Source organism: Armatimonadota bacterium, assembly GCA_022563855.1.
Classification (GTDB): Bacteria; Armatimonadota; Fimbriimonadia; order Fimbriimonadales; family Fimbriimonadaceae; genus JADFMN01.
The window spans coordinates 13,451-35,141 of record JADFMN010000004.1 but is presented as its reverse complement, the minus strand read 5'-3'; the positions used below and the strand labels follow the sequence as shown (position 1 = coordinate 35,141).

The window sequence follows — 21,691 nt, the reverse complement described above, 5'->3', positions numbered from 1 at the left end:
TTACCTCTTGAGGTTGTTGAGGGTGCTCAACATGTCGTCTGCGGTCTGAATCGCCTTCGAGTTGATCTCATAGGCGCGCTGCGCGATGATCATCCGGACCATCTCCTCGACGACCTGCACGTTCGATCCCTCGAGGAGGTACTGACCGACCGCGCCTGAGCCTTGCTCACCTGGAGTCACCAGCGTCGGGTCTCCGCTCGCTCCGCCCCCCCGGTACAGGTTTTGGCCGAGTCGAGTGAGACCGCCTGGGTTCGGGAATATGGCGATCTGAAGGGCGCCCAACTCCGTCGGGTCGTTCTGATCGGGGAGGACTGCGGTGAAGATTCCAGACGGCGAAACCGTCAGAGCCTGCGCGCCGGACGGGATTACGATGTTGGGTTCTACGAGATAACCGTCAGACGTAACAATCTGGCCGTTGGCGTCCATGTTGAAAGAGCCGTCTCGCGTGTAGGCGGTCGTTCCGTCCGGCAGTGTGACCTGAAAGAATCCGCTGCCCGTGATTGCAAAGTGCAGCGGGTTGGCCGAAGACTCGATCGAACCGATCGCAAAGCTGGTCGCGGACGCCGAAAAGCGCGCGCCGAGGCCGATCTGTGCCGCCTGAGGAACGGCCGTGCTGGCGCTAGTGCTGGCGCCTGACGCCCGGAACGTCTGGTAAACGAGGTCCTGGAACTCCGCCCTCTGCTGTTTGAACGCCGTTGTGTTGACGTTGGCCAAGTTGTTGGCAATTGTGTCTAAGTTACGCTGCTGTGCGACCATGCCGGTCGCGGCAGTGTTGAGTGCTCGTATCATTTTCTTGGCAATATCCTCAATTTTCAATTGGGGTTGAGCATCGCCTTCCTAGACCTGCGCCCGCATTCTGCGTGCGCTCCGTGCCTCCGATCCATCCCTGGACCGGTCCAGCATCGCTATCGGCCTTCGAGGCTCTGGATCAACCGTTGTGTCATGTCGTCGTGGCCTTGCGCTGCTTTCTGGGCCATCTCGTAGATCCGGTTCAACTGGATCATGTGGATCATCTCTTCAATCGCGTTCACGTTCGAGCCTTCGATCATTCCGGATTGGAGATTCGGCTCGTCAACGAGCTGCATCCCCTGGCCGAAATAGAGGCCGTTGCCGACTTTTTGGACGGCTCCATCGAAGATCCCAATGTTTGCGACCAGCTCGCCATCGACGCTTACTGCGCCGGAGATGCTGATCTCGATCTTTCCGGTCGGCAAGATGATAGAGCTCTCCCGGTCATCGAGCACCGGCAGGCCGCTTTTCGCAACCAGTTCGCGGTCCGAGTTCAAAGTGAACGCGCCGTTGCGCGTGTATCGCGTGCCGTTATCGGTCTGGACGGCGAACATTCCGCGCTTGGCTTGGATAGCAACGTCCAAGGGGTTGCCCGTCGTTGTCAGCGATCCGACTTCGTGGACGGTGTACTGCCCTTTCATCGTTGTGCCGCTGCCCAACGAGCCGATTTCACGACCGTCTGCGGCGTTCAGCAATCGGGTAAAGCCGTCGCTGAAGACGACGCCCTCTCGCTTGTAGCCGTTGGTCGATACGTTGGCTAGGTTGTGGGCGACGACATCCAACAACTGCTGGGCGCCGACCATACCGGAAGCGGTCGAATAAAGACCTCTAAGCATCCTAGGTTGACTATCGGTATTTATGCCGGGGCCGTGAGGGCGCAAACTTCGCAATCGACTTCAGGTTTGGCGGGTTCAAGCATGAGTCGTGACCAAAAACATGGAATAAAAGTGCCTCCAAAGCGCTCGAATGCCGTATGAACCGTTGACGAATGGCATTGCGGAAGGACCAATCGATTCTCTTGCTGGCGGGGTTAGCGTCCCTTGTCCTGTGGCTGTTCCCTTTTTTCCGCCCGTTTCTGCTCCCGCTTGTCTACTACAACACACATATCCACGAGCTTTGCCACGCGCTGGCCGCCGTTGCAACCGGCGGGGAGGTGTTGAGAATCCTAGTTTTCGCAAACGGTAGCGGGGTGACGAGCGTCTTGGGTGGGTCACCTTGGCTCTTGGCGTCGAGCGGATACGTAGGCAGCGCGATCGTCGGCGGGATGCTGATCGCCGGCTCTCGAACCGAAAAAGGCGCTCGAAGAACACTCTGGATAGCGGCTGGTTTTCTGCTGTTCAGCCTGCTGTTCTTCGTGCGAGGCGAGACGATAGGCGTTGTCAGCGCGATTTCTTGGATCGCAGTGCTGTTCGCGTGCGGCCAGTGGCTCAAGCAGGGCAAGGTCGTCTTTGCGGCGCAGTTCCTCGGGATTCAGCAGTGCATCACGTCGGCGCACGCCTTCCTCGTCCTTCTCCAACTGACGGCGTTCACCAACCAGCACAACGACGCCGTGCTCTTGCAGGACGAGACAGGGATACCGGCCCTAGCGAGTTCGATCGTGTGGCTGCTGATGTCTGCGGCGATCGTATTCTGGGCGGTTCGGCACGCTTGGTCGACAAAGCCCAAATAGCGAGGGTTTTGCCTGTATCATAGGATCTAGAGATGTCAAACGGCAATTACCAGGATCCTTTCGGTGGGCCGGTCGTTCGCTACCGCGCCCCGCAGACCCTCGCGATGGCGAACCCGATCCAAGCGATCATCTTCCTGTTCTTCGCGGGGATCGGCGTTGGGATCGGCTTATCCACGGCCTGGTCCATGTCCGGCATGATTGCCGCTGGAGCGCTCGGGATGATCGGCATCTTTGGGTCGATGACGGTGAAAATCGCTGCAGAGTGGGAGAAGGGACTGGTATTCCGGCTTGGTCGGTTCATGGTTCAGCGCGGCCCGGGAATGTTCTTCGTCGTGCCGTTCTTCGATACGGTGAAGCTGATCGACACTAGGATTCAAACCCTCCCGATACCTCACAAGCAGGCGATCACGAAAGACAACGTCCCAGTTCGGATAGACGGTGTGATCTTCATGAGAGTCGAGACGCCGGAAAACGCGATCGTTCGCGTCCAGAACTACGAACAGGCTGTTCAAGAGTACGCGCAGACGGCGCTCCGCGATATCGTCGGCTCGATGACGCTGGACGACCTGTTGACCGAGCGCGAGGCGCTCGGTCGTCGTGTCGAGGAGATGGTGTCGACCGAGATCGACGGATGGGGCCTGCACGTGCAAGGCATCAGGATTCAGGACATCGAACTCCCCGAGGATCTGAAGCGCGTCATGGCCCGGCAAGCGTCTGCCGAGCGCGAGAAGAGGGCTACCATCACGAAAGCAGAGGGAGATCGCGAGGCTGCCGACAACCTCGCCGCCGCCGCGCATACGATGGCCGCCTCGCCCGGCGCGCTGCAGCTTCGAACGCTCCAGACTTTGGACGGGCTAGGGCCGTCCAGCTCGAACACGGTCGTCCTGGCTCTGCCGATCGAAGTGTTCGAGGCTATGAGGAGCATTCCACAGTTTGCGAACGCTGTTACGGTGAAGCGTGATGCTCAGTCGCCGACGAACGACTGAATCGCCTCGCCGTCCATCCGGTACACGGTCCAGTCCGACATCGGCTTCGCGCCGATGCTCTCGTAGAACTTGATGGAGGGCTCGTACCAGTCGAGCACCCACCATTCCACGCGCACAAGCTCCTCCTCGATCGCGACACGCTCGTGCGAGAGCTTTTCGTACTCAGCGAGGCGTTCGATGAACGCCAGGATTGCTGAGGCGTCCTCGCGTTCTGCCTTCCTCAATTTGACCCGATCCATTAGCCAAGCATGCGCCCAGGGCGGCCTGGTCAGCGGCCCTCTGGCCCGGGATTGCCCGAAGGTACACTCGGCCCCCGATGCTCGAAAAGATCGTGCTCGACAAGCTCGACGAGATCGAGAAGCGGTTTGAGGACATCGAGCAGATGCTCCAAGATCCTGCGATCGCGGTCAATCCGCAGAAGATCCAGAAGTACGGCAAGCAGCGCGCCGAACTGGAGCCGCTTGTCGTCGTCATCCGGGCGTACAAAGCCTCTCTGAAGAAGCTGAAGGAGGCGGAGGAGCTGCTCGGCGATCCCGAGATGGCGGAATTGGCCAAGGAGGACCGCGACCAAGCGAAGGTGGAGATACCGGAGCTGGAGGAGAAGCTGAGGGTGATGCTACTCCCCAAAGATCCCAACGACGAAAAGTCGGTCATCGTCGAGATCCGCTCCGCAGCCGGCGGAGACGAGGCCGCGCTGTTCGCCGCAGAGCTGTTTCGCATGTACTCGCGCTACGCAGAGCGTCGGAAGTGGAAGTACGACGTGATCTCAGCAGAGGAGTCGGGAATCGGCGGGATGTCGCAGGTCGTGTTCTCGATAGACGCGAACGGCGCCTACAGCCAACTGAAGCACGAGAGCGGCGTACACCGAGTGCAGCGCGTCCCGAAGACCGAGTCGAGCGGTCGCATCCACACCTCGACCGTCACGGTCGCCGTGATGCCCGAGGCCGAAGAGGTCGATATCGAGATCAAAGCAGACGACCTCGATATATCGTCTTTCCGTTCGAGTTCGGCAGGCGGCCAGCACATGCAGAAGAACGACACAGCGATCCGGATCGTGCACAAGCCGTCGGGCACCGTAGTGACGTGCCAGGACGAGCGGAGCCAGGCGCAGAACAAGCTCAAGGCGATGACCGTCTTGCGCACGCGGCTCTACGACGCCGAGCAGGACCGGTTGGCCAAAGAGCGAGGTGAGTTGAGGCGCAGCAAGATCGGCTCCGGCGACCGCTCAGAGAAGATTCGCACCTACAACTTCCCGCAGGACCGCATCACCGACCACAGGATCGGGTTCACAGCCCACGGCATCCCGCAGTACCTCGACGGCGACATCCAGAAGATGATCGACGCCCTCAACCAAGAGGAGGAAGCTCGCAAGATCGCCGAATCGCAGTGACGATTTCGCAAGCTGAGTCGTCCGGGAGGGCGAGCGTCCCCGCGAGCCGCACATACAGAGGGTGGCTTCCCGCGACACCGTTCTTCTTCAACGTGTGAGGCCGAAGTCGTGGACTAAAAGTCCACGGGCCGGGATGCGGACTGAGAGTCCGCGCTCCAATTTCTACAGATCTACAGCCGATCCACCGGCCTCAGCCGACTCGTAGCACGCTCGCGTAAGTCTCACGACGTCCATCCCGCACTCGAACGGAGCGAGCACTTCGCCCCGGCCTAGCACGGCGTCGATGAAGTTCGCGTCTGGAGTCGTCGCCTCAGGCCAGTCGTCTACTTCCTGCTCGTCCGATCCGCGCTCCTGGAGCATCGTCTTTCCGTCGGTCCATGTGATGATCGCGTTCTCCAGAGTGATGACGTGCCGCTCGTGCCACGTCGCTGCGTGCCCCATGACTGACACCGTCGCAAGCGCTCCACCTTTGAACTGGATCGTCGTCGCCGTGTCGATGTCGACCGGTGTGCCGCAGTTGTCGGCAAAGCAGCAGACCGAGGCCGGGGTCAGCCCAGTGGTCCAGAGCAGAATGTCGAAAATGTGGCTGCCAGAGTCGTTCAGCATTCCTCCTTGCGAAATCTCGGGGTCTTGCCGCCACGTTCCGGCAGTGAAGTTCTTCCAGTCCTGGCCGAGCATGGAGTTCACGATGAGAACTGGGCCGTACGCGCCGCCGGTCACCTTTTCCCGAAGCCATTGGAACTCCGGCAGCCCGTGCCGCTGGTAGCTCACTGCGCCGACCCTGCCGCTCCGATCACGCGCGTCGATGCACGCCTGGGCATCTTCAACCGAACAGGCCAGTGGCTTTTCGATCAAGACGTGAAGGCCGGCGTCGAAGCTGCGCACAACTTGCCCGCAGTGGTACTGGTGGGGAGTCGCAATCAGCACGGCGTCCAAGTCTGAGCCAGCGAGCAGGGCTTCCAGGCTCGCGAACTGCGGCGACTCTTGGAGCGCCGGGTGTGCGGCGACCGTTTCGTCCAGCTGCTCGTTCACCGGATCGGCCATGCCGACGATCTCGATCTCGTCAAGGCCGAGCATTTGCGGCAGACGGTGGCGCATAAAGCCGCCGCATCCGACGAGGCCAACTCGAACTTTATTCATATTAACCGGCCCGGTACCGTTAATTTCGCGCTCCTAGACTCCGAAAACAATACCTGGTGGTACAGGCAAATCCATGTGGAACAAACGACGTAAGGGACAAGCGCCCGTCGGGCGCAAGGCTGGGGGCGACCGAACAATGAATAGGCTGAGTATTTTACAAGGGTGCGCGAAGGTGGGATTCTGCATGGCTGTCGCCACCTGCCTGCTCGGATTCTCGAACGGCAAAGGCCGGAGCGAGATGGTGCAGTCACGGATGTATCAACACCTCGACTACGCCCAGGATCTCGTCGAGAAGGGCCGGGTAAACGAGGCCCAGGCGTACGCTGAACTGATGCTGATGAGGGAGGACATCAAGGTCTTCGTCGATCGAAGCAACCTGCCTAGAGACATGCGATCCGACGCGCTGAGGGCGCTGATGGGCGCAGCTGAGCTCTGGGAGTCGGCTCTCAACCGCGAGGTTAACTTTCGGTTTACGACGCGTGAGGAGGCCGACGTGATCGTCGCCTACACGGGAGTCATGAAGTTCGGCGGCAGGGAGGCCGCTGGCAACGCTCGCTGGAGTCGGCAGGTGCAGGCCTGGTCAAACGACCGCTACACCACCAGAGTCACAGCTTATATCACGCTGCGGACACACAAGCCGAACGGCGGGATGATGAACTACTCGCAGATGCGTCACACTGCGGCCCACGAGTTCGGCCACATTCTCGGTTTGGAAGACAGTGGGCGACAAGGCGATATCATGGGGCCGCTCCTGTTCAATCGACCGGTCATGCGCGCTTCGGACCGGGAGATCGAGGGTCTTCTCGCGTTCCGAGATCAAGTGCGCCAAGTGCTGGCGAAGGCCGATGCCAGCCTTGAGGCCACCATCGCGCGCAACGCAGAGAAGAAGCAAGAGGTAAGTTGGTCGGCGGCACATCGTGAACTGGAAACGGCTCCTATTCGGAACAACACTCCTCGGCGCAGGAACGCTGCTGTACGGCGCCCTGTTCGAAACCGCAAAGCTGCGCGAAGAGCGCGTTCGTCTGGATTTGGCGGGATGGCCAACCCGTTTAGACGGCTATAAGATCGCGCTGCTGGCCGATCATCACATTCGTGACGAAGAGACGATCTCGCTCACCCAGCGCGCACTGAGTTGGGCTCTGGCCGAGTCTCCCGACATCGTAGTCTTTGCTGGTGACTTGATCGCGTACTGGAAGCCTGGCGTCGAGTCAATGATCCGTAGGGCTCTGGCTCCCCTTCAAGAGTATGACGGCACTGCGCTGGCCGTGCCTGGCAACCACGACTACTTTGGAGGCGAGGCGTCCGATTTGGTACCTGTTCTCGACGAGTTCGGCGTGCGGCTGCTCAGCAACGAGTGTGCGATTCAAGGCTCGGTGTGCTGGATATGCGTCGATTCGGTGAACGCCGACCGGGCCGACGTCTTCAAGGCTGTGAAGCAGTCCGACCCGTCGCTCCCGACGATACTGCTGTGGCACGAGCCGGACGCCGTGAGGTTTGCGCCCCGTGGACCAGCGCTGATGCTGAGCGGACACAGCCACGGCGGGCAGTTCGTTACGCCCTGGGGCTGGGCTCCAGCTACAGCGGAGAACGGCCGAGAGTTCATTCGGGGATACTATCCTGATGCGCCGATTCCGCTCTACGTTTCTCGGGGACTGGGAACTACCGGCCCGCCGGCACGCCTTTTCTGTCCACCGGAGGTCACTTTGCTTACGCTACACGGGCAGGCATGAAGGCTGGGCCGAGCCTCGATCAGAACCTCGCAATCAGGTAAAGTTGTGTCGAAAAAGCCGTCAACGGAGTGACCGTGGCCGGAGGTTGTCCGCGCCACTGAGAAAGGCTGAATGAGTATCACGCGAGCAAATTACACGGAGAGATCGCGCGCCAGCAAAGCAGGACGCTGCTGGTGGGATCTCCGACTGGCGCTGTGGAATGCAGCCCAGCTGCTGTTCCTGCCTCTCAGCCTCATCCACCGGCTTAGGCGGACTGTGTTGCGATCAAAGGGAGAGCCGTTCATTGTTGGACGATGGTCTGCTATGTCGCTGACTCCGAAGATAACGGAGGAATTGCTCGATAGACCCGGTGCGCACATTGTCATCGTCGGAGCGAGCTTTGGTGAGTTCCGGCTCGTCGACAAGCTGACGAAGGCGCTGCGGAGCGAGCGGCCGGGAGCTAAGATCACGTGGGCGATCAGGGATTCTCAGACTGCCGACCACGTCATAAAGATGCACCCCGACCAATCGGTCGTACTCTGGCCGTACGACTGGATCACCCCCGTTGTCCGATGGCTGCGTCAAACGAAACCAGACGTAATCGTTTTCGTCGAGCGGTGGAGGTTTGCTAATCTGGTCATCGGTTCGCGGCGGTACGGTGCCGACCTCATGCTGGTCAACGGTCGCTGCAAACGACGCAAGTTCTTCTTCAGGTTCGCTAAGCCGTACTACCGCTGGCTGTTCGGCGCCTTCGGGTCTGCCCTGTTTCAGAACGAAGAGGACATGGCGAACGCTGCGGAGTTTCTCGGGCGGCGCACGACGTCGGCCAGCACCGGCGACATCAAGTTCGATCTAAGCCATATTCCGATCGAGCCGGAAAGGGCAGTTCGCGTGGAGAAGTGGCTGGCCAATGCTGGAGACACGCCGATCCTTGCCGCTGGCAGCACGGTCGACAAGGTCGAGGACCAGTTCGTTTTGGACTCGTTCGCGAGCGTCCGAAAAACGCACGCGGCAAAGCTCATGATCGCGCCGCGCAGACCGGAGCGCGCGGCAGATCTCGAAAAACTCGCTAGGGATATGGGGCTCACGGTGTCGCGCCGTTCGAAGATGCAGGGGGATGCAGATGTTTACCTGCTAGACACGCTCGGTGAGCTTTCGTATGCTTACAGGTTCGCCACTGCGGCGTACGTGGGCGGTTCGCTGAACGGTATGGGCCACAACGTGATCGAGCCGCTGGAATGGGGCATACCCGTGAGCTACGGCATGAACCGCGGGAACTTTGCCGCCATCCAAGAGGCTTGCGAGCGGGCAGGGGTCGGCACTCGCGTCGGCCAGGTCTCTCAGCTCGCGGTCCACTGGCTCGGAGTCCTGAACTCGCCGGAGAGCCGCGAAGACATCGGTCAGCGGTGCAAGTCGATGGTCCAGCAGCATCGCGGGGCGCTGGGCGTGACGCTCAGCGAATTGCGGCGTCTGTTGAACCAGAGAGAGTCGCAAGGCAGCTAGCCGCCAGCGGTAAACTAGCCTCGCCCCTGTGCCCCCGTAGCTCAGTGGATAGAGCAGCAGCCTTCTAAGCTGTTGGCCGCCCGTTCGAATCGGGCCGGGGGTGCCACTACCCCACCAAGAAATCGCGGGTCTTGATCGGTGCTTCGGCCTGGTTCGCGAGTTCGGTGATCGTCGGCTCGTAAGAGTAGGCGCGCTCGATGAGGAACGCGGTGCAGCCGTCGCGCCACTGCCCGTGCCCGATCAGAGTCACATACGGCGAGCACACGAACGCGTGGCCGTACCGGCGGTACGTCTGGTCGAAGCAGGTGATGTTGAGCAGGCCGGTCTCGTCTTCGAGGTCGAAGAAGACCACGCGCTTGCCGCTAGCGGTCGGCGGGAACCGCAGCCGGATCGGGTTGCCGACGAGCATCGCTTGTTCACCGTCCTTGAGCCGCTTGCCCTCCGCCGTCGTGATGCCGCCCTTGCTTGCGATCCTTTCGCGCTCGTACGCCATGAGGTGGCGCGCGACGTCCAGCCCCAAGACCTTGCGCTCGCGGATCGCCTTTTCCGCTTCGGTGAAGTCGTGGACGTCCGAGTTGATCGTCGGCTCTGGTAGGCGAAGCAGGGGAACGTCGCCGAGAGGGGGAACGTCGCCTAGTTGTCGCCAAGTTGTCGCCAAGTAGTCACCAATGGACGATGATTCAGCAACAATTAGGCGACCACTAGGCGACGGCGAAGCGGCCCACAGCAAAGCGGGAGACGCTCCCCAAAGGAGCGCACGCCGGTTTGGCTCGATCGAGTCGAATGCGCCGCACAGGATGAGCTGGTCCAGCTCGTCGCGGTTTGGCTGTACACGGCTGACGAAGGCGCACAGCGAGTAGTAACCACTTCCGCGCTGAGACACGATGCGCTCGATCGTGTTCGTGGACAACCCGTGTACCGACCGGAGCGACACGCGGATCCCGCCGTTGGGGAACACGAGCTTCGGGTCTTCGGTGGACTGCACGTCTTCGACGAGGAACTTGTTGCCGCTCCTGTTCACATCGAGCGGGAGGATCGCGACGCCGCGCGAGCGCGCTTCGTTGACCAGAGTGCACGGCCCGTAGTAGCCGGCTGGCTGCGCGTCTAGCAATGACGCGAAGTACTCCGCCGGGTGGTTCTGCTGGCACCAGATCGAGCGGATCGAAATCTCTGCGAACGCCAGTGCGTGACCTTGCGCAAACCCGTACCCCTTGAACCCAGCGACGTATTCGAACGCTAGTTCGGCGACCTTCTGCGTGTAGCCGCGCGCTACTGTTCTCCGGATCACCTCGTCGTGGATCACCTGGCCGAAGTCTTCGCGTCTGCGCTTGTGGATCTCCTCTCGGATGTCCTCTGCTTCCCCGCTGGTGTACCCACCGAACGTCTGCAGGATCTGATCGACCTGCTCCTGGAACACGATGATGCCGTACGTGATCCCGAGGATTTTCTCGAAGTCGGGGTGTTCGAACGAGAACGTCTTCGTCCCCCTGCGGCGCGCGATCAGTTCGTTGATCTTGACCGCGCCGCCGACGCCGGGGCGGATGCCCGCCTGCACCAGGCTGGCGTCGTGCAGGTCGGAAGTTTGCAGCCGCATGTGCGCCTGCCGCATCGCGGGGCTGGCGGATTGCGGGATGCCGATCAGCTCCCCCGAGCGCATCGCGCGGTACGTCTCTTCGTCGTCGCTCGGAATCTGGCTGACGTCGAAATCCGGGGTCTGGACGCGGACGCGCTCCTGTGTTCCCGAGAGCACGTCCTGCCCGCGCAAACAGAGAATGTCGAACTTGTCGAAGCAGTGCTTGGCGCTGCGCTTGTCCCACTGGATGATCCGTAGGTGCTCTTCGTTCTCGCCGTCGTTCTGCAAGCCGCCGGACCACTGCACGGGCACTATTTCGGCGAGCGGCCTGTCGGAGATGACGATGCCGGAGGAGTGCGCCCGCATGTTGCGCGGCACGTCGAGCAGCATATGGCCGAGTTTGAAAATCCAGTGCAGCCGCTGCTTGTCGATGCCGCTGTCGCGCAGCTCCGGCCTTTTGCTGAGCGCGCTCTCAAGCTCTCTTGGCGGCACTCCGCCGTGGATGCGCTTGGCAAGGAAGCCGATCGCTTTGGGCGAGAGCCCCAGCGCCTTGCCGACCTCGCGCACGATGCCGCGCGTGCAGTAGGCGCCGATCGCGCTGACGGTCGCGACGTGCTCAGCGCCGTACTTCGTGATCATGTAGTTGCGCACGTCGTCGCGCCTCTTGGCCTCGAAGTCGATGTCGATGTCCGGCCTTTTGTTGCCGTCGTCTGGGAGGAACCTGTCAAAGTGCAGATTGTGCCGCATCGCGTCGATCCTGCTGAGGCCGAGGCAGTACGCGACCGCTGAGTCGACCACGGAACCGCGCCCGCTGTGCTGGATGCCCTGTTCCTCCGCCCATTTGCACATATCCCACGCGGCAAGGAAGTGATCGGCAAACCCAAGGCGGGTGATGCGCTCAAGCTCCAAGTCGAGCCGACGGTGAAGCTTCGGCGTGACGCTCTTGTGCCTCACCTGAGCCCCCGCGTAAGTGATCTCCCTCAACGCTTGCTCCGGGTGCGCGAATATCTGCGGCAGGCGGGTGCGGGCCGGCAGCACGTCGTCGTCGCAGCGGTCGACGACACGGAGGGTGTTCTCGAGCAGGTCAGGGCGGTCGCTGTACAGCTGCCTCATCTCCTTGACGGAGCGCAGGTACCTCTCTGCGTTGAGGGCTCGAGAGGGGCGATCTTGAACCTGTGGCTGGGACGCGTCGCGCAGAGGTTTGCGCCCGATGATCTCCTCGACCGTGCAGAGCGTTTCGGAGCACAGCAGCACGTCCTGAGCCGGGAACTGCTCTGGCGCGGCGTGGGTGACCCTTCCCCCGGCTACGGGCGTGAGGTCCAGTTGATCCGCCAGTTCGAGCAGCCTTCCGTTGGCGGCGATGTCCCACGGCAGGTAGCTCCGGTCGATTTCGACGAACACGTTCGCCTGGCCGTACAGATCGACCAACCGCGTGGTTAGGAGGCGTGCGTCTTCGTACTGCCGATGGAGCAGGAGCCGGTTGATCGGGCCGTTGTCGCCGCCGGTCAGGCAGAGCAGCCCGCGGGTGTGGTGCTCCAGCCGCTCCCAGGTGCATAGCGGATACAGGCGCGGCTCGCGCAGGTGACAGGCGGTGATGAGCAGCGACAGGGACTCGTACCCTTGCTTGTCGCGGGCGATCAGCACGATCTCGCCTCCTGTATCCAGTTCGAGAGTCGCGCCGATCAGCGGTTTGATCCCGACTGAGTTAGCTTCGCGCGCAAACTCCATCGCGCCGGTGAGCGCGAGCCTGTCGGTGATGCACAGGGCGGGTATCCCCAGGTTCGCCGCGCGTCTGGCCAGCTCTCGGGCGAGCAGAACGCTGTGGCCGAACGAGTACCCGCTGAGCACGTGCAATGGGGCGTAGGCGCCCTGCGCGGGGCATCTGGCGGGGGTGTAGTCCGGCGGGACGTGCCCGCACGCTTTGCTGACCTTCTCGTCGCGGGTCTTGAACGGGCGCAGCGAGATGTCCTCGGTACTGTTCTCGTGGTGCTCGCGCTGGTCGTTCGACTGGATCAGCGGTGGCAGGTTCCGCTCGGCTCGCCGCTTCACGCCCGATCGATCCCTCCACTCGGCGACCTCGACCGGCGTTTCCCCGGCCCACCAGGCGCCTGTCTCGCGCCACTTCGCTACGAGCTTAGCGCCATCCGGTCGCATGTTGCCAAGCCCTCAAAAGACGTTTTCTGCGGGGCGGTTTCACATCGCTGGCTCTCAGGATCGACTCCGCGCCGAATACGCTGTGGATTTTCCTCTGGGCCAGGGTGATCGCCTTGGTTCGCTCGCGCGGGTTCAAACGCGGCTCCAAATTGCGCTGTATGGCGGGCGTCTTGCGCAGGTGGGGCGCGTTTGCCCGTACCGCGATCACGGGTTCGTCGAGCTTGATCTGCCCAAGCAGGTACTGCAGGCACGAGCGCAGGGCGCGCTCGTCCTGGATCGGCTTCGGCAGCTTGCGGCGGATATCGGCGGTTTTCCCACTCTCAAGCTCGAAAATCAGGTGGATTTCAACCGCATGCTGGTCTCTGGCCTGTAGGTCCTCGGCAAGTCGGCTGGCGATTTGGCACACGCCGTCTTCTAGTGCGATCTGGTTGCTGACCCCGCCCTCGAACCGCTGGCGCCGGGCGAGCGAGTCGCCGGGGTAGTTGGGCTGGAGGTGGTCGCGCAGGCGCCCGCAGACGGCCTCGTGTATGAGCAGCCCGTCTTGGCCGAACTGCTCTGTCAGCGCTCTCAGCGGCGCGCGGCGGACGTCGCCGACCCTTCGATACCCCAGCAGCACAAGCCGCTCTCGGTGCTGAATGGGGATTGGCGCCAACCGCATGGTGGGGAGAGGGGCGAGGAACGACTCAGGGGACTCGACAGGTTCAATATCTGCGATTCCGAGGCTCATGGCGCTGGGGTCGCACGGGCGCGCGGCGAGCACAGAGACCCACTTCGAGGAGGCCATCCCGGCCGAGATCGGGCAGCTGGTGTGCATCCATACCTCGCTGATGAGCCGCCCGGAGATGTCCACAGGCTCTGGGTGCGCGCTGAGGTCGACCCACGCGGTGGCGGGGGATTCGTGCTCGATCGAGCTGCTGTACAGCGTGCAGATGTCGAGCCAGCGGTCGCGGGCCTGCGTGTACTGCTCCAGCCGGTACTCGATATTGCGGGCGTCTTCGCGCAAGATCGCCTTGGCCTCGCTCGTCGGCGTACCGGGTCGAACCCCTCGAGCACGCGCGAGTTCGCAGCAGTCCAGAACGGCGCCCTCGCGGTGGACGACCGTCGCCAGCCCAGCCTCGTGCTGCCTGACATAGAACTGATCCAAGCTCAAATACAAAAAATAACGCATTCCAGTCTTCTAGTATAGTAGAAAGATATCTACTATACACTATAGATATCCACGATTTTCCATAAGCGGCCACAGTCAGCTAGGGGTACCCTGCAACCCCGCTCATCAAACGCGGATAGGAACGGACGGGAGCAGGGTGATGCTGGCTTTTTATATCATTGCAGGCGTTGTGGGCGGAGGGTTGATTCTCATCTCCGCGCTTGGCGCTATGGGGGGCGGGGACGTCGACGTCGGGCACGATATCGACTTCGACGCCTCGCACGATATCGACTTCGATCACGACCTCTCCGCGACCGTTGGCGCAGACCACGAATTCGACCCCGGATTCGAGGTCTCGAGCGATTACATAGCGTCCGATTTCCACCTCTCCGACGTGTGGCTCGCGTTCCTGAGCCTACGGTTTTGGACTTACTTCATCGGCACGTTCGGCATTCTTGGCGTCGTGATGACTTGGCTGAAAGTCGCGTCCGCTCCGACCATCTTGGCGACGAGCCTCATCACAGGGTTCTTGATGGGGTACGGCGTCTCGATGGCGATCAGGTTCTTGAGGAAGTCGCAGATTCACAGCGGCGTGACGAGTCAGGACTTCCTCGGTACGCAGGGCAAGATGATCGTCGGTACGCGCGGGGCGCAACCCGGCAAGGTCAGACTGCGTATCAAGGATGACATCATCGATATGTTGGCGTTGAGCGAAAAGGGAGCCGACATCGAGCGAGGGGAAGTGGTTGTCGTTATTGGACTGGAGGGGGAACGCGTCTGCATTGCTCGCAAGACGGACGTTTTGGGTTAAAAACTATGGTTTCATCGAGTATTTTTGGACAGGTCGATCAGGGGCTGATGGAGCAGTTCGACCCAAAGGTGATCGTGACTGCGGTCGTGATCCTGGGCGTGATTCTCATCGTGCTCGGCATCTACAAGTCGATGCTGCGCATCTGTCGTCCGAACGAGGCGCTGGTGGTCACGGGCAAGAGGCAGAAGCTCGCTGGCGGACGGGAGCTCGGGTTCACGCCGCAGACGTCCGGGCGAGCTCTGGCCATACCCATCATTCGCAAGATCGACCGGATCTCGTTGAACCTAATGGAGGTGCCAATCACCGTGCGAAACGGATATTCGAAGGGCGGCATCGCCATGAACGTCGAGGCGATGGCGAACGTGAAGATATCGAGCGACCCGAAGATCATGAACAACGCGATCGAGCGGTTCCTGGACAGCGACGTTCACGAGCTGCGCAGGGTTTCGAAGGAGACGCTGGAGGGGCACTTGCGCGGCGTTATCGCGGAGCTGACGCCTGAGCAGGTCAACGAAGACCGCCTGAAGTTCGCAGTCGCGCTGAGAACCGAGTCTGAGCAGGATCTGAACAAGCTGGGCTTGCATCTGGACACGCTCAAGATTCTCCACGTCAGCGACGAGGTCGGATACTTGGACACGACCGGCCGCAAGTCGATAGCCAATGTCTTGCGTTCGGCCGAGATCGCAGAATCCGACGCGCGTCGAGCCGCAGAGCAGCAAGAGTCCGAGAACGCCGGCCGTGCGGACGTGCGGACTGCGCAGGCGGAAGCTGCTGTGGCCAGGCTCAGAAACGACCTGCGAAGAATCCGAGCGGATTTGGAGGCGAAGGTTCAGTCTGAGGAGGAGCGGACGCAGGCTGCGGCCCGCGAAGCGCGCGCCAAAGCCGAACAGGAGCTTCAGCAGATCAGGTCGGGGCTCGAAGAGATGCGGCTGCAGGTCGACGAGGTGCTCCCGGCTGACGCGAACCGGCAGAGCAAGGAGTTCGAAGCCCGAGGAGAGGCCGCGTTCATCAGAGAGCGCGGTGCGGCGGTCGCCGAGGCGCTTGAGCTTATGTACAAGGCGTGGGCAGAGGCCGGCGACAGCGCCATGCAGATCGCGCTCATCGAGGATCTGGAGACGATCTTGGAGAGCGCGGTGCGCGGCGTCAAGAAGATCAAAGTGGAGGGGCTCACGGTCATCGACAGCGGCGATGGTCAGACGCTCTCGAACTACATAGCCGCGTATCCCGCAATGCTTGGGTCTGTGTTCGACGCCGTTAACAACACGATCGGTATCGACATCCCGGGCACGCTCAGCGGGAGAAAAGAGTCGGAGGTGGCCAAATAATGGATATCCTGCAAGTCGTATTAATCGTCGTCGGCGTACTTCTCGTCCTATTGGTGCTGAGCCTGAAGGGCCTGATCTATCGGTGCCCGCCGAACAAGGTGATGATCTTCTCTGGGAACAAGAAGGGGCCAAGATTGCTCAAAGGTGGAGTCGGCTGGCGCGTACCGCTGCTCGAGCGCGTTGATGCGCTCGACCTCAGCAACATGATCATCGATCTGACGGTGACCAACGCCTACGCGAAGGGCGGCGTTCCCGTGAATGTTCAGGGCGTTGCAAACGTGAAGATCGCGGGGCACGAACCAACACTGAACAACGCCATCGAGCGGTTCTTGGGCAAAGATCAGGCTGAGATCATGGGCGTAGCCAAGGCGACGCTAGAGGGCTCGCTGCGCGGCGTTCTCGCAACTCTGACTCCAGAGCAGCTGAACGAAGACCGGAACGTGTTCGCGGAAGAGGTCGTGCAGGAGGTCGATCAGGACATGACGGCGCTCGGTCTGGTAGTGGACACGCTGAAAATCCAGAACATCACCGACGACGTCGAATACCTCGATTCGATCGGAAGGATCCGGAACTCCGAGCTGCTGAGCCGGTCGCGCATCGCGGAGGCCATCGCTAGAGCGGACTCGAAAGTTCGGAACGCCGAGAACTTGGAGCAAGAGGTGACCGCCGAGGTCACCGCTGCGATCCAGGTGGCGAACGCTGACGCCGAGAAGCAGCTCGCGGACATCATGACTCGCAGAGCTGCGGTCGTCGCTGAAGAGAAGGCCGCCGTCGCGGCCCTGGTCGCGAGGGCGTCGGCCGACGTCGAAGTGCAGAAGGCGCGGTACGAACAGGTGAAGAGGCGGCTCGACGCAGACGTAATCCAGCCGGCCAAGGCGCACTGCGAGGCACAAGAGCAGGACGCGAAAGCCAAAGTCGCGCCGATCATCGAGGACGGTCGTGCTCGATCCGAGGCCCTGCGAAACCTGGCGAGGAGCTGGAACAACGCGGGCGACCAGGCTCGGGAGATATTCCTGCTGCGCAAGATGGAGCCGATCATCGACAAGCTGACCGACACGATCAGCGGCGCGAGGATCGAAAAGATGACGGTCATCGACGTCGGCGGCTCAAGCGGCATGGACTCGCGAAAGATGCTGATGCTGGCAGAGCAGGTGAAAGAGGTGTTCGGGATCGACGTCGTCAGCAAGCTCCAGGATATGACCAAGACACCGGGAGAACCCGCCGCAATGGCGATCGCGCCGGAGCCCGCGCCGCAAAGCTCGCCCGCGCCGGAACGGAAGGTGACGAAGCGTAGGTCGCGCTCGTCCGACGCTCCCGCAGTCTACAACGAGCCGCCGCCGATCGCAGGCGACGACTAGAGAGGAGGTGCCCGCAGCGCGAAATCAATCGTGTTGCGGGCGCTGACCGTTACTTGGCTTCATCGAGCGGAGCGATCGATGCTAGAGACAACGATCCCAATCGCGTCCAATCGAATGTTCATGACTCCATCATGGCACGGATAGTATATAAATGTCTACTTGTTCCGTTTTGGCATAACCCTGAGCTTGCGATCCGGGTCCTGGCCGAACGATTCTGCGGCTAGATCGCTGCCTTCGACGATCTCGTGCTGCACCTTTCTCAGATTTGCCGTCTGTGGCGAGAGTTCGACCGGCTTTCCGGAGCGCCGGACCGTGGTGATCGCTTTCTTGACCTCTTGCACTGCCCTGTCTTTGTTGTTCCTTCCGCTTAAACTCTCGCTAACCAGTTGGTTTAGGGCTCCCGATATTTGGCTGAAGGTGTTCGACTTGATGACGACGGTCGGTATCGGCCGCCGAAGGTCCCGCAGCTTCCTCGGCGTGCTCTCAAAGGTGGAGCGCATCGCTATCACCGCGTCAGCCTGATTGATGTCGCTCGTGATGTGAGCGTCGGCCTGAGTCTCTCGGATCGCGCGCTCCAAACGCGTTCTGGCGATGCCGTACGGATAGATGCGGAGCCGGCTCTTGCTGTTCTGTCGCCTTCGCGGGGGGCGAGTCGGCTCGTCGTATATCGGGGCTTCTTCAAGCGTGTGCGGTCGCTCAACCGGTGGATCGTCTTGCGTCGCGTCCTGTTCCGGAATCGCCTCGCGCTGCAGAACCTCGACGCGTCCTTCGTCCGTGCGGACTCTGACTTCGGGTCGGGGTGGGACGCCTCGAAGCATCAGGTCTACGACCTTCTGAACGTGGTGGTGAACGGCCAGCTTCTCGAAGTCCAAGAGCTCAATGACTATGTCGAACGTCGGTGGCGCTTTGCGTTCGAGCACGGTCTTTTGCGTTCCGCGCCGCCGCGCCTCGTCGTCGCTCAGCGTCACCGCCTGGATGCCGCCGATGAGGTCGCACAGCGACGGGTTCAGCATCAAGTTCTCAAGAGTTTGACCGTGTGCGGTTGCGATCAGCTGCACTCCGCGCTCGGCGATGGTTCGTGCGGCTACTGCCTCGGCCTCGTTGCCGATCTCGTCGATGACGATGACTTCGGGCATGTGGTTCTCGACCGCCTCGATCATCACGTTGTGCTGCTCGGACGGGATCGGCACTTGCATCCTGCGCGACGTTCCGATCGCCGGGTGCGGGATATCGCCGTCGCCGCCGATCTCGTTGGAAGTATCGACGATGACGACCCGCCGGTTGACTTCGTCGGCCAGCACGCGAGCGATCTCGCGGAGCTTCGTCGTCTTGCCGATGCCCGGCTTCCCCAGCAGCAGGATCGACTGTCCGCTGCGCACGATGTCGTCGATGATATCGATCGTGCCCTCCAGCGCGCGCCCAACGCGAAGGGTTAGGCCGATGATGCGGCCGTGCCGGTTCCGAATAGCGGAGATGCGGTGTAGAGTTCGTTCGATCCCGGCTCGATTGTCGGCGCCGAACTCACCCAAAGACGCCGTGACGAACTTGATGTCCTCGTCCGAAGTGATCAATCCTGGCCATCGCTCGACGTGCCCCTTGAACCTGGCTTCGGCTGCACGACCGTAGTCGAGCACGACCTCGATCAAACTCTCGATCTCCGGGCTGTCGACGAGCTTCGCGCGAATAGCGGGCGGCAGCACTTCAAGCAGTTGCAAAAGGCCGTTGACGGTGTTAGGCATATGTGCGATACGTCGAACTCAATACAATTTTGGGGACGGGTCGATTTTACCGGAACTTGCGTAGCGCCCGTTGCCCGAGCGCTACGGGTTGTACTCAGCCATGACCAGAGTTATCGTCTTCTTTTCTCCGGCGGACCAAATCAGGAACTCAACCTTGTCGCCTGGTCGCTTCTCGATCATTAGGCGAATGTAGTCACGGTACCGTTCAATTCGATTCCCATCTATTTCCATCACGATGTCCAGCCCACCGAGCCCTGCCGTCGCGGCTGGCGAGCCCGGATCGACCTGTCTGATGACGAGCCCGTAGTTAGGAGGTTCGCTGCTGGCGTTTGTAAGCCGGAGGATGCGGAGCCTGTTCGAAGGCGCTGCGAGCGACGGTTGATATTGGCCGAAGTAAAACCCAGGCACCCCGTATCGCACGTGTCCGTAGGTTTGGATATCGGCGAACACGCGCTGCACGTGATTTGATGGGATGGCGAAACCGATGCCCACAGGCGCACCGTTGCTCTCTGCGAGAACTGAATTGATCCCGATGACCTCCCCTTTCGTGTTGCAAAGCGGGCCGCCGCTGTTGCCCTTGTTGATCGCCGCATCGGTTTGGATCGAGTTCAGGATGATCGACCCTTCTTTCGTCTCAAGCCATCGCCCCTTTGAACTCACGACGCCGACGCTGAGCGTGTTTTCGAATCCGAGCGGGTTGCCGATAGCAAACACCCACTCGCCGATCTCCACTTCGTCACTGTCGCCGAAAACCGATGGGATCAGGTTTTGAGCGTCGACCTTGATGACCGCGAGGTCGCTAATCGGGTCGATGCCGATGACTTCAGCGTCAAAACCTCGCCCGTCGCTGGTGCGCACGCGCACTTGATCGGCCGCCACCGCCGAGCCCTTCCGGTTCGGATTGCGGATCACGTGAGCGTTGGTCACGATGTAACCGTTCGCTGACATGACGACGCCCGATCCTGACCCCGTAGGCTGCACAATCGGGTTGCCCGACATGAAACTGTCTAGCTCAATCGCGGAGTCAATGGTGACGACGCTCGGCATCACACGGCGTGCGGCGGCGCGGAAGTCAAACGGTGCCTCGAGTCCGTCGTAGCTGGCGGATTCGAGCCCGCTGTAGCCCCGCGAATCAGTGACGGCTCCCGTCTTTGACACCATCACGTTGTTGACCAGCAGTGCTGAGAGCACTGACCCGAATACGACGGCGAAGATCAGCACCGCGTTCTTGATCGACAGAATCGAGTCCATTGCATGTTCATACGCTCGGTAGGGTGGCGCTAGTTTCATCTTAACGACAGGTACACTCGAACCTGTGAGCGACGCCCGCCGCTCCCTTGTTGGCCAGTCAACACCTGAAATCCTTGAAGTCGTCACCGGCTTGGGCGAATCACCGTATCGCGCCAAGCAGCTCGCTTCGTGGATCTACGGACGAGCAGAGCCGGAATTCGACCGTATGGGGAACCTGCCGTCGAGCCTCAGGCAAGGGCTCGTTGCTGACCACGTTGTGAACCCGGTCACGATCGCTGACCATCAAGTATCCAGCGATGGTACTGAGAAACTGCTCGTGAAGATGGGCGATGGCGAGGTGTGCGAGGCCGTGCTGATGCCGTATCGCGATCGGGTCAGCTGCTGCCTGTCTTCGCAGATCGGCTGCCCGATGGGCTGCACGTTCTGCGCGACCGGCCTTGGTGGTTTCGCCCGGAACCTGACGCCAGGAGAGATCGTTGGACAGTATCTTCTGCTTCAACGGCTATCCGAGCGCCGCATCGGTCACGTCGTTTTCATGGGCATGGGCGAGCCGCTGCTGAACCTCGACCATCTGGTGAAGGCGATGGCGTTGCTGCACGAGGAGGTTGGCCTGAGCTACCGGCACATCACGGTCTCGACGGTCGGTATGGTGCCGCAAATACGGAAGCTAGCCGAATTGAAGTTGCCGATTCACCTCGCGCTGTCGCTGCACTCGCCGTTCGACGCTGTGCGGGACGAACTGATGCCGGTGAACAGAAAGTGGCCGGTCGAAGAGGTCGTGGGTGCGCTGCGCGACTACCAAAGGGCCACAGGGCGGAAGGTGACGTTCGAGTACCTGCTGATCGACGGGGTCAACGACCTGCTGGACCAGGCGGTCGCTCTCGCACGGCTGACGAGAGGGATCAAGTGCATCATCAACCTGATTCCGTTCAATTATGTGGATACACCGAACCGGTTCAAGCGTCCTAAATCTGAACGGATTCGACGATTTCGAGCGAAACTAGAGTCGTTGGGAGCAACCGTAACTCAGCGAGTAGAGCGAGGCCACGACATCGCGGCCGCCTGCGGGCAGCTAGCTGGCAAGAGCCAAGGAAGACTCGCACGAAGGAGCCAGGTATTAGATCTGCAGCAAGCGCAACGGTAGCGG

General features: G+C 61.2%; 18 protein-coding genes and 1 tRNA gene. 11 read left to right on the top strand and 8 right to left on the bottom strand.

The annotated features are described in order from the left end of the window. The gene (gene flgG, locus IH944_06140; protein ID MCH7904132.1) at positions 1 to 789 is read right to left on the bottom strand and encodes a flagellar basal-body rod protein FlgG; all 789 of its coding nucleotides are present in this window, start codon (positions 787 to 789) and stop codon (positions 1 to 3) included. 116 nt (positions 790 to 905) lie between these two features. Continuing rightward, positions 906 to 1,625 carry a flagellar hook-basal body protein gene (locus IH944_06135; GenBank protein ID MCH7904131.1) on the bottom strand — a complete coding sequence of 240 codons (720 nt, stop codon included), beginning with the start codon at positions 1,623 to 1,625 and terminating at the stop codon, positions 906 to 908. 152 nt (positions 1,626 to 1,777) lie between these two features. Between IH944_06135 and IH944_06130 the strand changes: the two genes are divergently transcribed. Next, complete coding sequence (locus IH944_06130) at positions 1,778 to 2,458, top strand: M50 family metallopeptidase (protein MCH7904130.1); 681 nt, start codon at positions 1,778 to 1,780, stop codon at positions 2,456 to 2,458. Between the two features lie 32 nt (positions 2,459 to 2,490). Further along, positions 2,491 to 3,444 (top strand): SPFH domain-containing protein, encoded by a 954-nt coding sequence (locus IH944_06125; GenBank protein ID MCH7904129.1) that lies wholly within the window; start codon positions 2,491 to 2,493, stop codon positions 3,442 to 3,444. Here the strand turns inward: IH944_06125 and IH944_06120 are convergent. Next, on the bottom strand, positions 3,423 to 3,683 hold the full coding sequence (locus IH944_06120) for a hypothetical protein (protein ID MCH7904128.1): 261 nt from the start codon (positions 3,681 to 3,683) through the stop codon (positions 3,423 to 3,425). The genes IH944_06125 and IH944_06120 overlap by 22 nt on opposite strands. Before the next feature lie 92 nt (positions 3,684 to 3,775). Here IH944_06120 and prfA point away from each other — a divergent pair, with 92 nt between their 5' ends. After that, positions 3,776 to 4,834, top strand: coding sequence for a peptide chain release factor 1 (prfA, locus tag IH944_06115; protein MCH7904127.1), 1,059 nt, complete (start codon positions 3,776 to 3,778; stop codon positions 4,832 to 4,834). A 162-nt stretch (positions 4,835 to 4,996) separates the two neighbouring features. Here the strand turns inward: prfA and IH944_06110 are convergent, their stop codons facing one another. After that, the gene (locus IH944_06110) at positions 4,997 to 5,974 is read right to left on the bottom strand and encodes a Gfo/Idh/MocA family oxidoreductase (GenBank protein ID MCH7904126.1); all 978 of its coding nucleotides are present in this window, start codon (positions 5,972 to 5,974) and stop codon (positions 4,997 to 4,999) included. 184 nt (positions 5,975 to 6,158) lie between these two features. Between IH944_06110 and IH944_06105 the strand changes: the two genes are divergently transcribed. The 4 genes from IH944_06105 (at position 6,159) to IH944_06090 (ending at position 9,292) form a co-directional block, all read left to right on the top strand. After that, the gene (locus IH944_06105) at positions 6,159 to 7,037 is read left to right on the top strand and encodes a matrixin family metalloprotease (GenBank protein MCH7904125.1); all 879 of its coding nucleotides are present in this window, start codon (positions 6,159 to 6,161) and stop codon (positions 7,035 to 7,037) included. Continuing rightward, positions 7,003 to 7,704, top strand: a complete 702-nt coding sequence (locus IH944_06100; GenBank protein MCH7904124.1) for a metallophosphoesterase — start codon at positions 7,003 to 7,005, stop codon at positions 7,702 to 7,704. Before IH944_06105 ends, IH944_06100 begins: the two co-directional genes overlap by 35 nt. A gap of 111 nt (positions 7,705 to 7,815) precedes the next feature. Further along, a complete protein-coding gene (locus IH944_06095; protein MCH7904123.1) occupies positions 7,816 to 9,186 on the top strand; it encodes a hypothetical protein in 1,371 nt (456 codons plus the stop codon). A gap of 30 nt (positions 9,187 to 9,216) precedes the next feature. Next, positions 9,217 to 9,292: transfer RNA gene (locus tag IH944_06090), tRNA-Arg, on the top strand. Here the strand turns inward: IH944_06090 and dnaE are convergent. Both dnaE and IH944_06080 read right to left on the bottom strand, forming a co-directional pair. Next, entirely contained in the window at positions 9,293 to 12,913 is a 3,621-nt protein-coding gene (gene dnaE / locus IH944_06085) for a DNA polymerase III subunit alpha (GenBank protein MCH7904122.1), read from the bottom strand. Then, positions 12,894 to 14,081, bottom strand: coding sequence for a hypothetical protein (locus IH944_06080; protein ID MCH7904121.1), 1,188 nt, complete (start codon positions 14,079 to 14,081; stop codon positions 12,894 to 12,896). Before IH944_06080 ends, dnaE begins: the two co-directional genes overlap by 20 nt. Positions 14,082 to 14,220: 139 nt before the next feature. Between IH944_06080 and IH944_06075 the strand changes: the two genes are divergently transcribed. From IH944_06075 to IH944_06065, 3 genes are read left to right on the top strand one after another with little or no spacing between them, the layout of a single operon-like run. Then, positions 14,221 to 14,871, top strand: a complete 651-nt coding sequence (locus tag IH944_06075) for a hypothetical protein (protein MCH7904120.1) — start codon at positions 14,221 to 14,223, stop codon at positions 14,869 to 14,871. A gap of 5 nt (positions 14,872 to 14,876) precedes the next feature. Then, on the top strand, positions 14,877 to 16,196 hold the full coding sequence (locus IH944_06070; protein ID MCH7904119.1) for a flotillin family protein: 1,320 nt from the start codon (positions 14,877 to 14,879) through the stop codon (positions 16,194 to 16,196). Continuing rightward, complete coding sequence (locus tag IH944_06065; GenBank protein MCH7904118.1) at positions 16,196 to 17,554, top strand: flotillin family protein; 1,359 nt, start codon at positions 16,196 to 16,198, stop codon at positions 17,552 to 17,554. The genes IH944_06070 and IH944_06065 overlap by 1 nt, the downstream gene beginning before the upstream one ends. Before the next feature lie 155 nt (positions 17,555 to 17,709). Here IH944_06065 and IH944_06060 read toward each other — a convergent pair whose 3' ends face one another. Together IH944_06060 and IH944_06055 are read right to left on the bottom strand one after the other, a co-directional pair. Then, positions 17,710 to 19,293 carry an AAA family ATPase gene (locus tag IH944_06060; protein MCH7904117.1) on the bottom strand — a complete coding sequence of 528 codons (1,584 nt, stop codon included), beginning with the start codon at positions 19,291 to 19,293 and terminating at the stop codon, positions 17,710 to 17,712. A gap of 81 nt (positions 19,294 to 19,374) precedes the next feature. Continuing rightward, a complete protein-coding gene (locus tag IH944_06055) occupies positions 19,375 to 20,544 on the bottom strand; it encodes a trypsin-like peptidase domain-containing protein (GenBank protein ID MCH7904116.1) in 1,170 nt (389 codons plus the stop codon). A gap of 64 nt (positions 20,545 to 20,608) precedes the next feature. Between IH944_06055 and rlmN the strand changes: the two genes are divergently transcribed. Further along, on the top strand, positions 20,609 to 21,688 hold the full coding sequence (gene rlmN, locus IH944_06050) for a 23S rRNA (adenine(2503)-C(2))-methyltransferase RlmN (GenBank protein MCH7904115.1): 1,080 nt from the start codon (positions 20,609 to 20,611) through the stop codon (positions 21,686 to 21,688). The last annotated feature ends 3 nt before the right edge of the window (positions 21,689 to 21,691 follow it).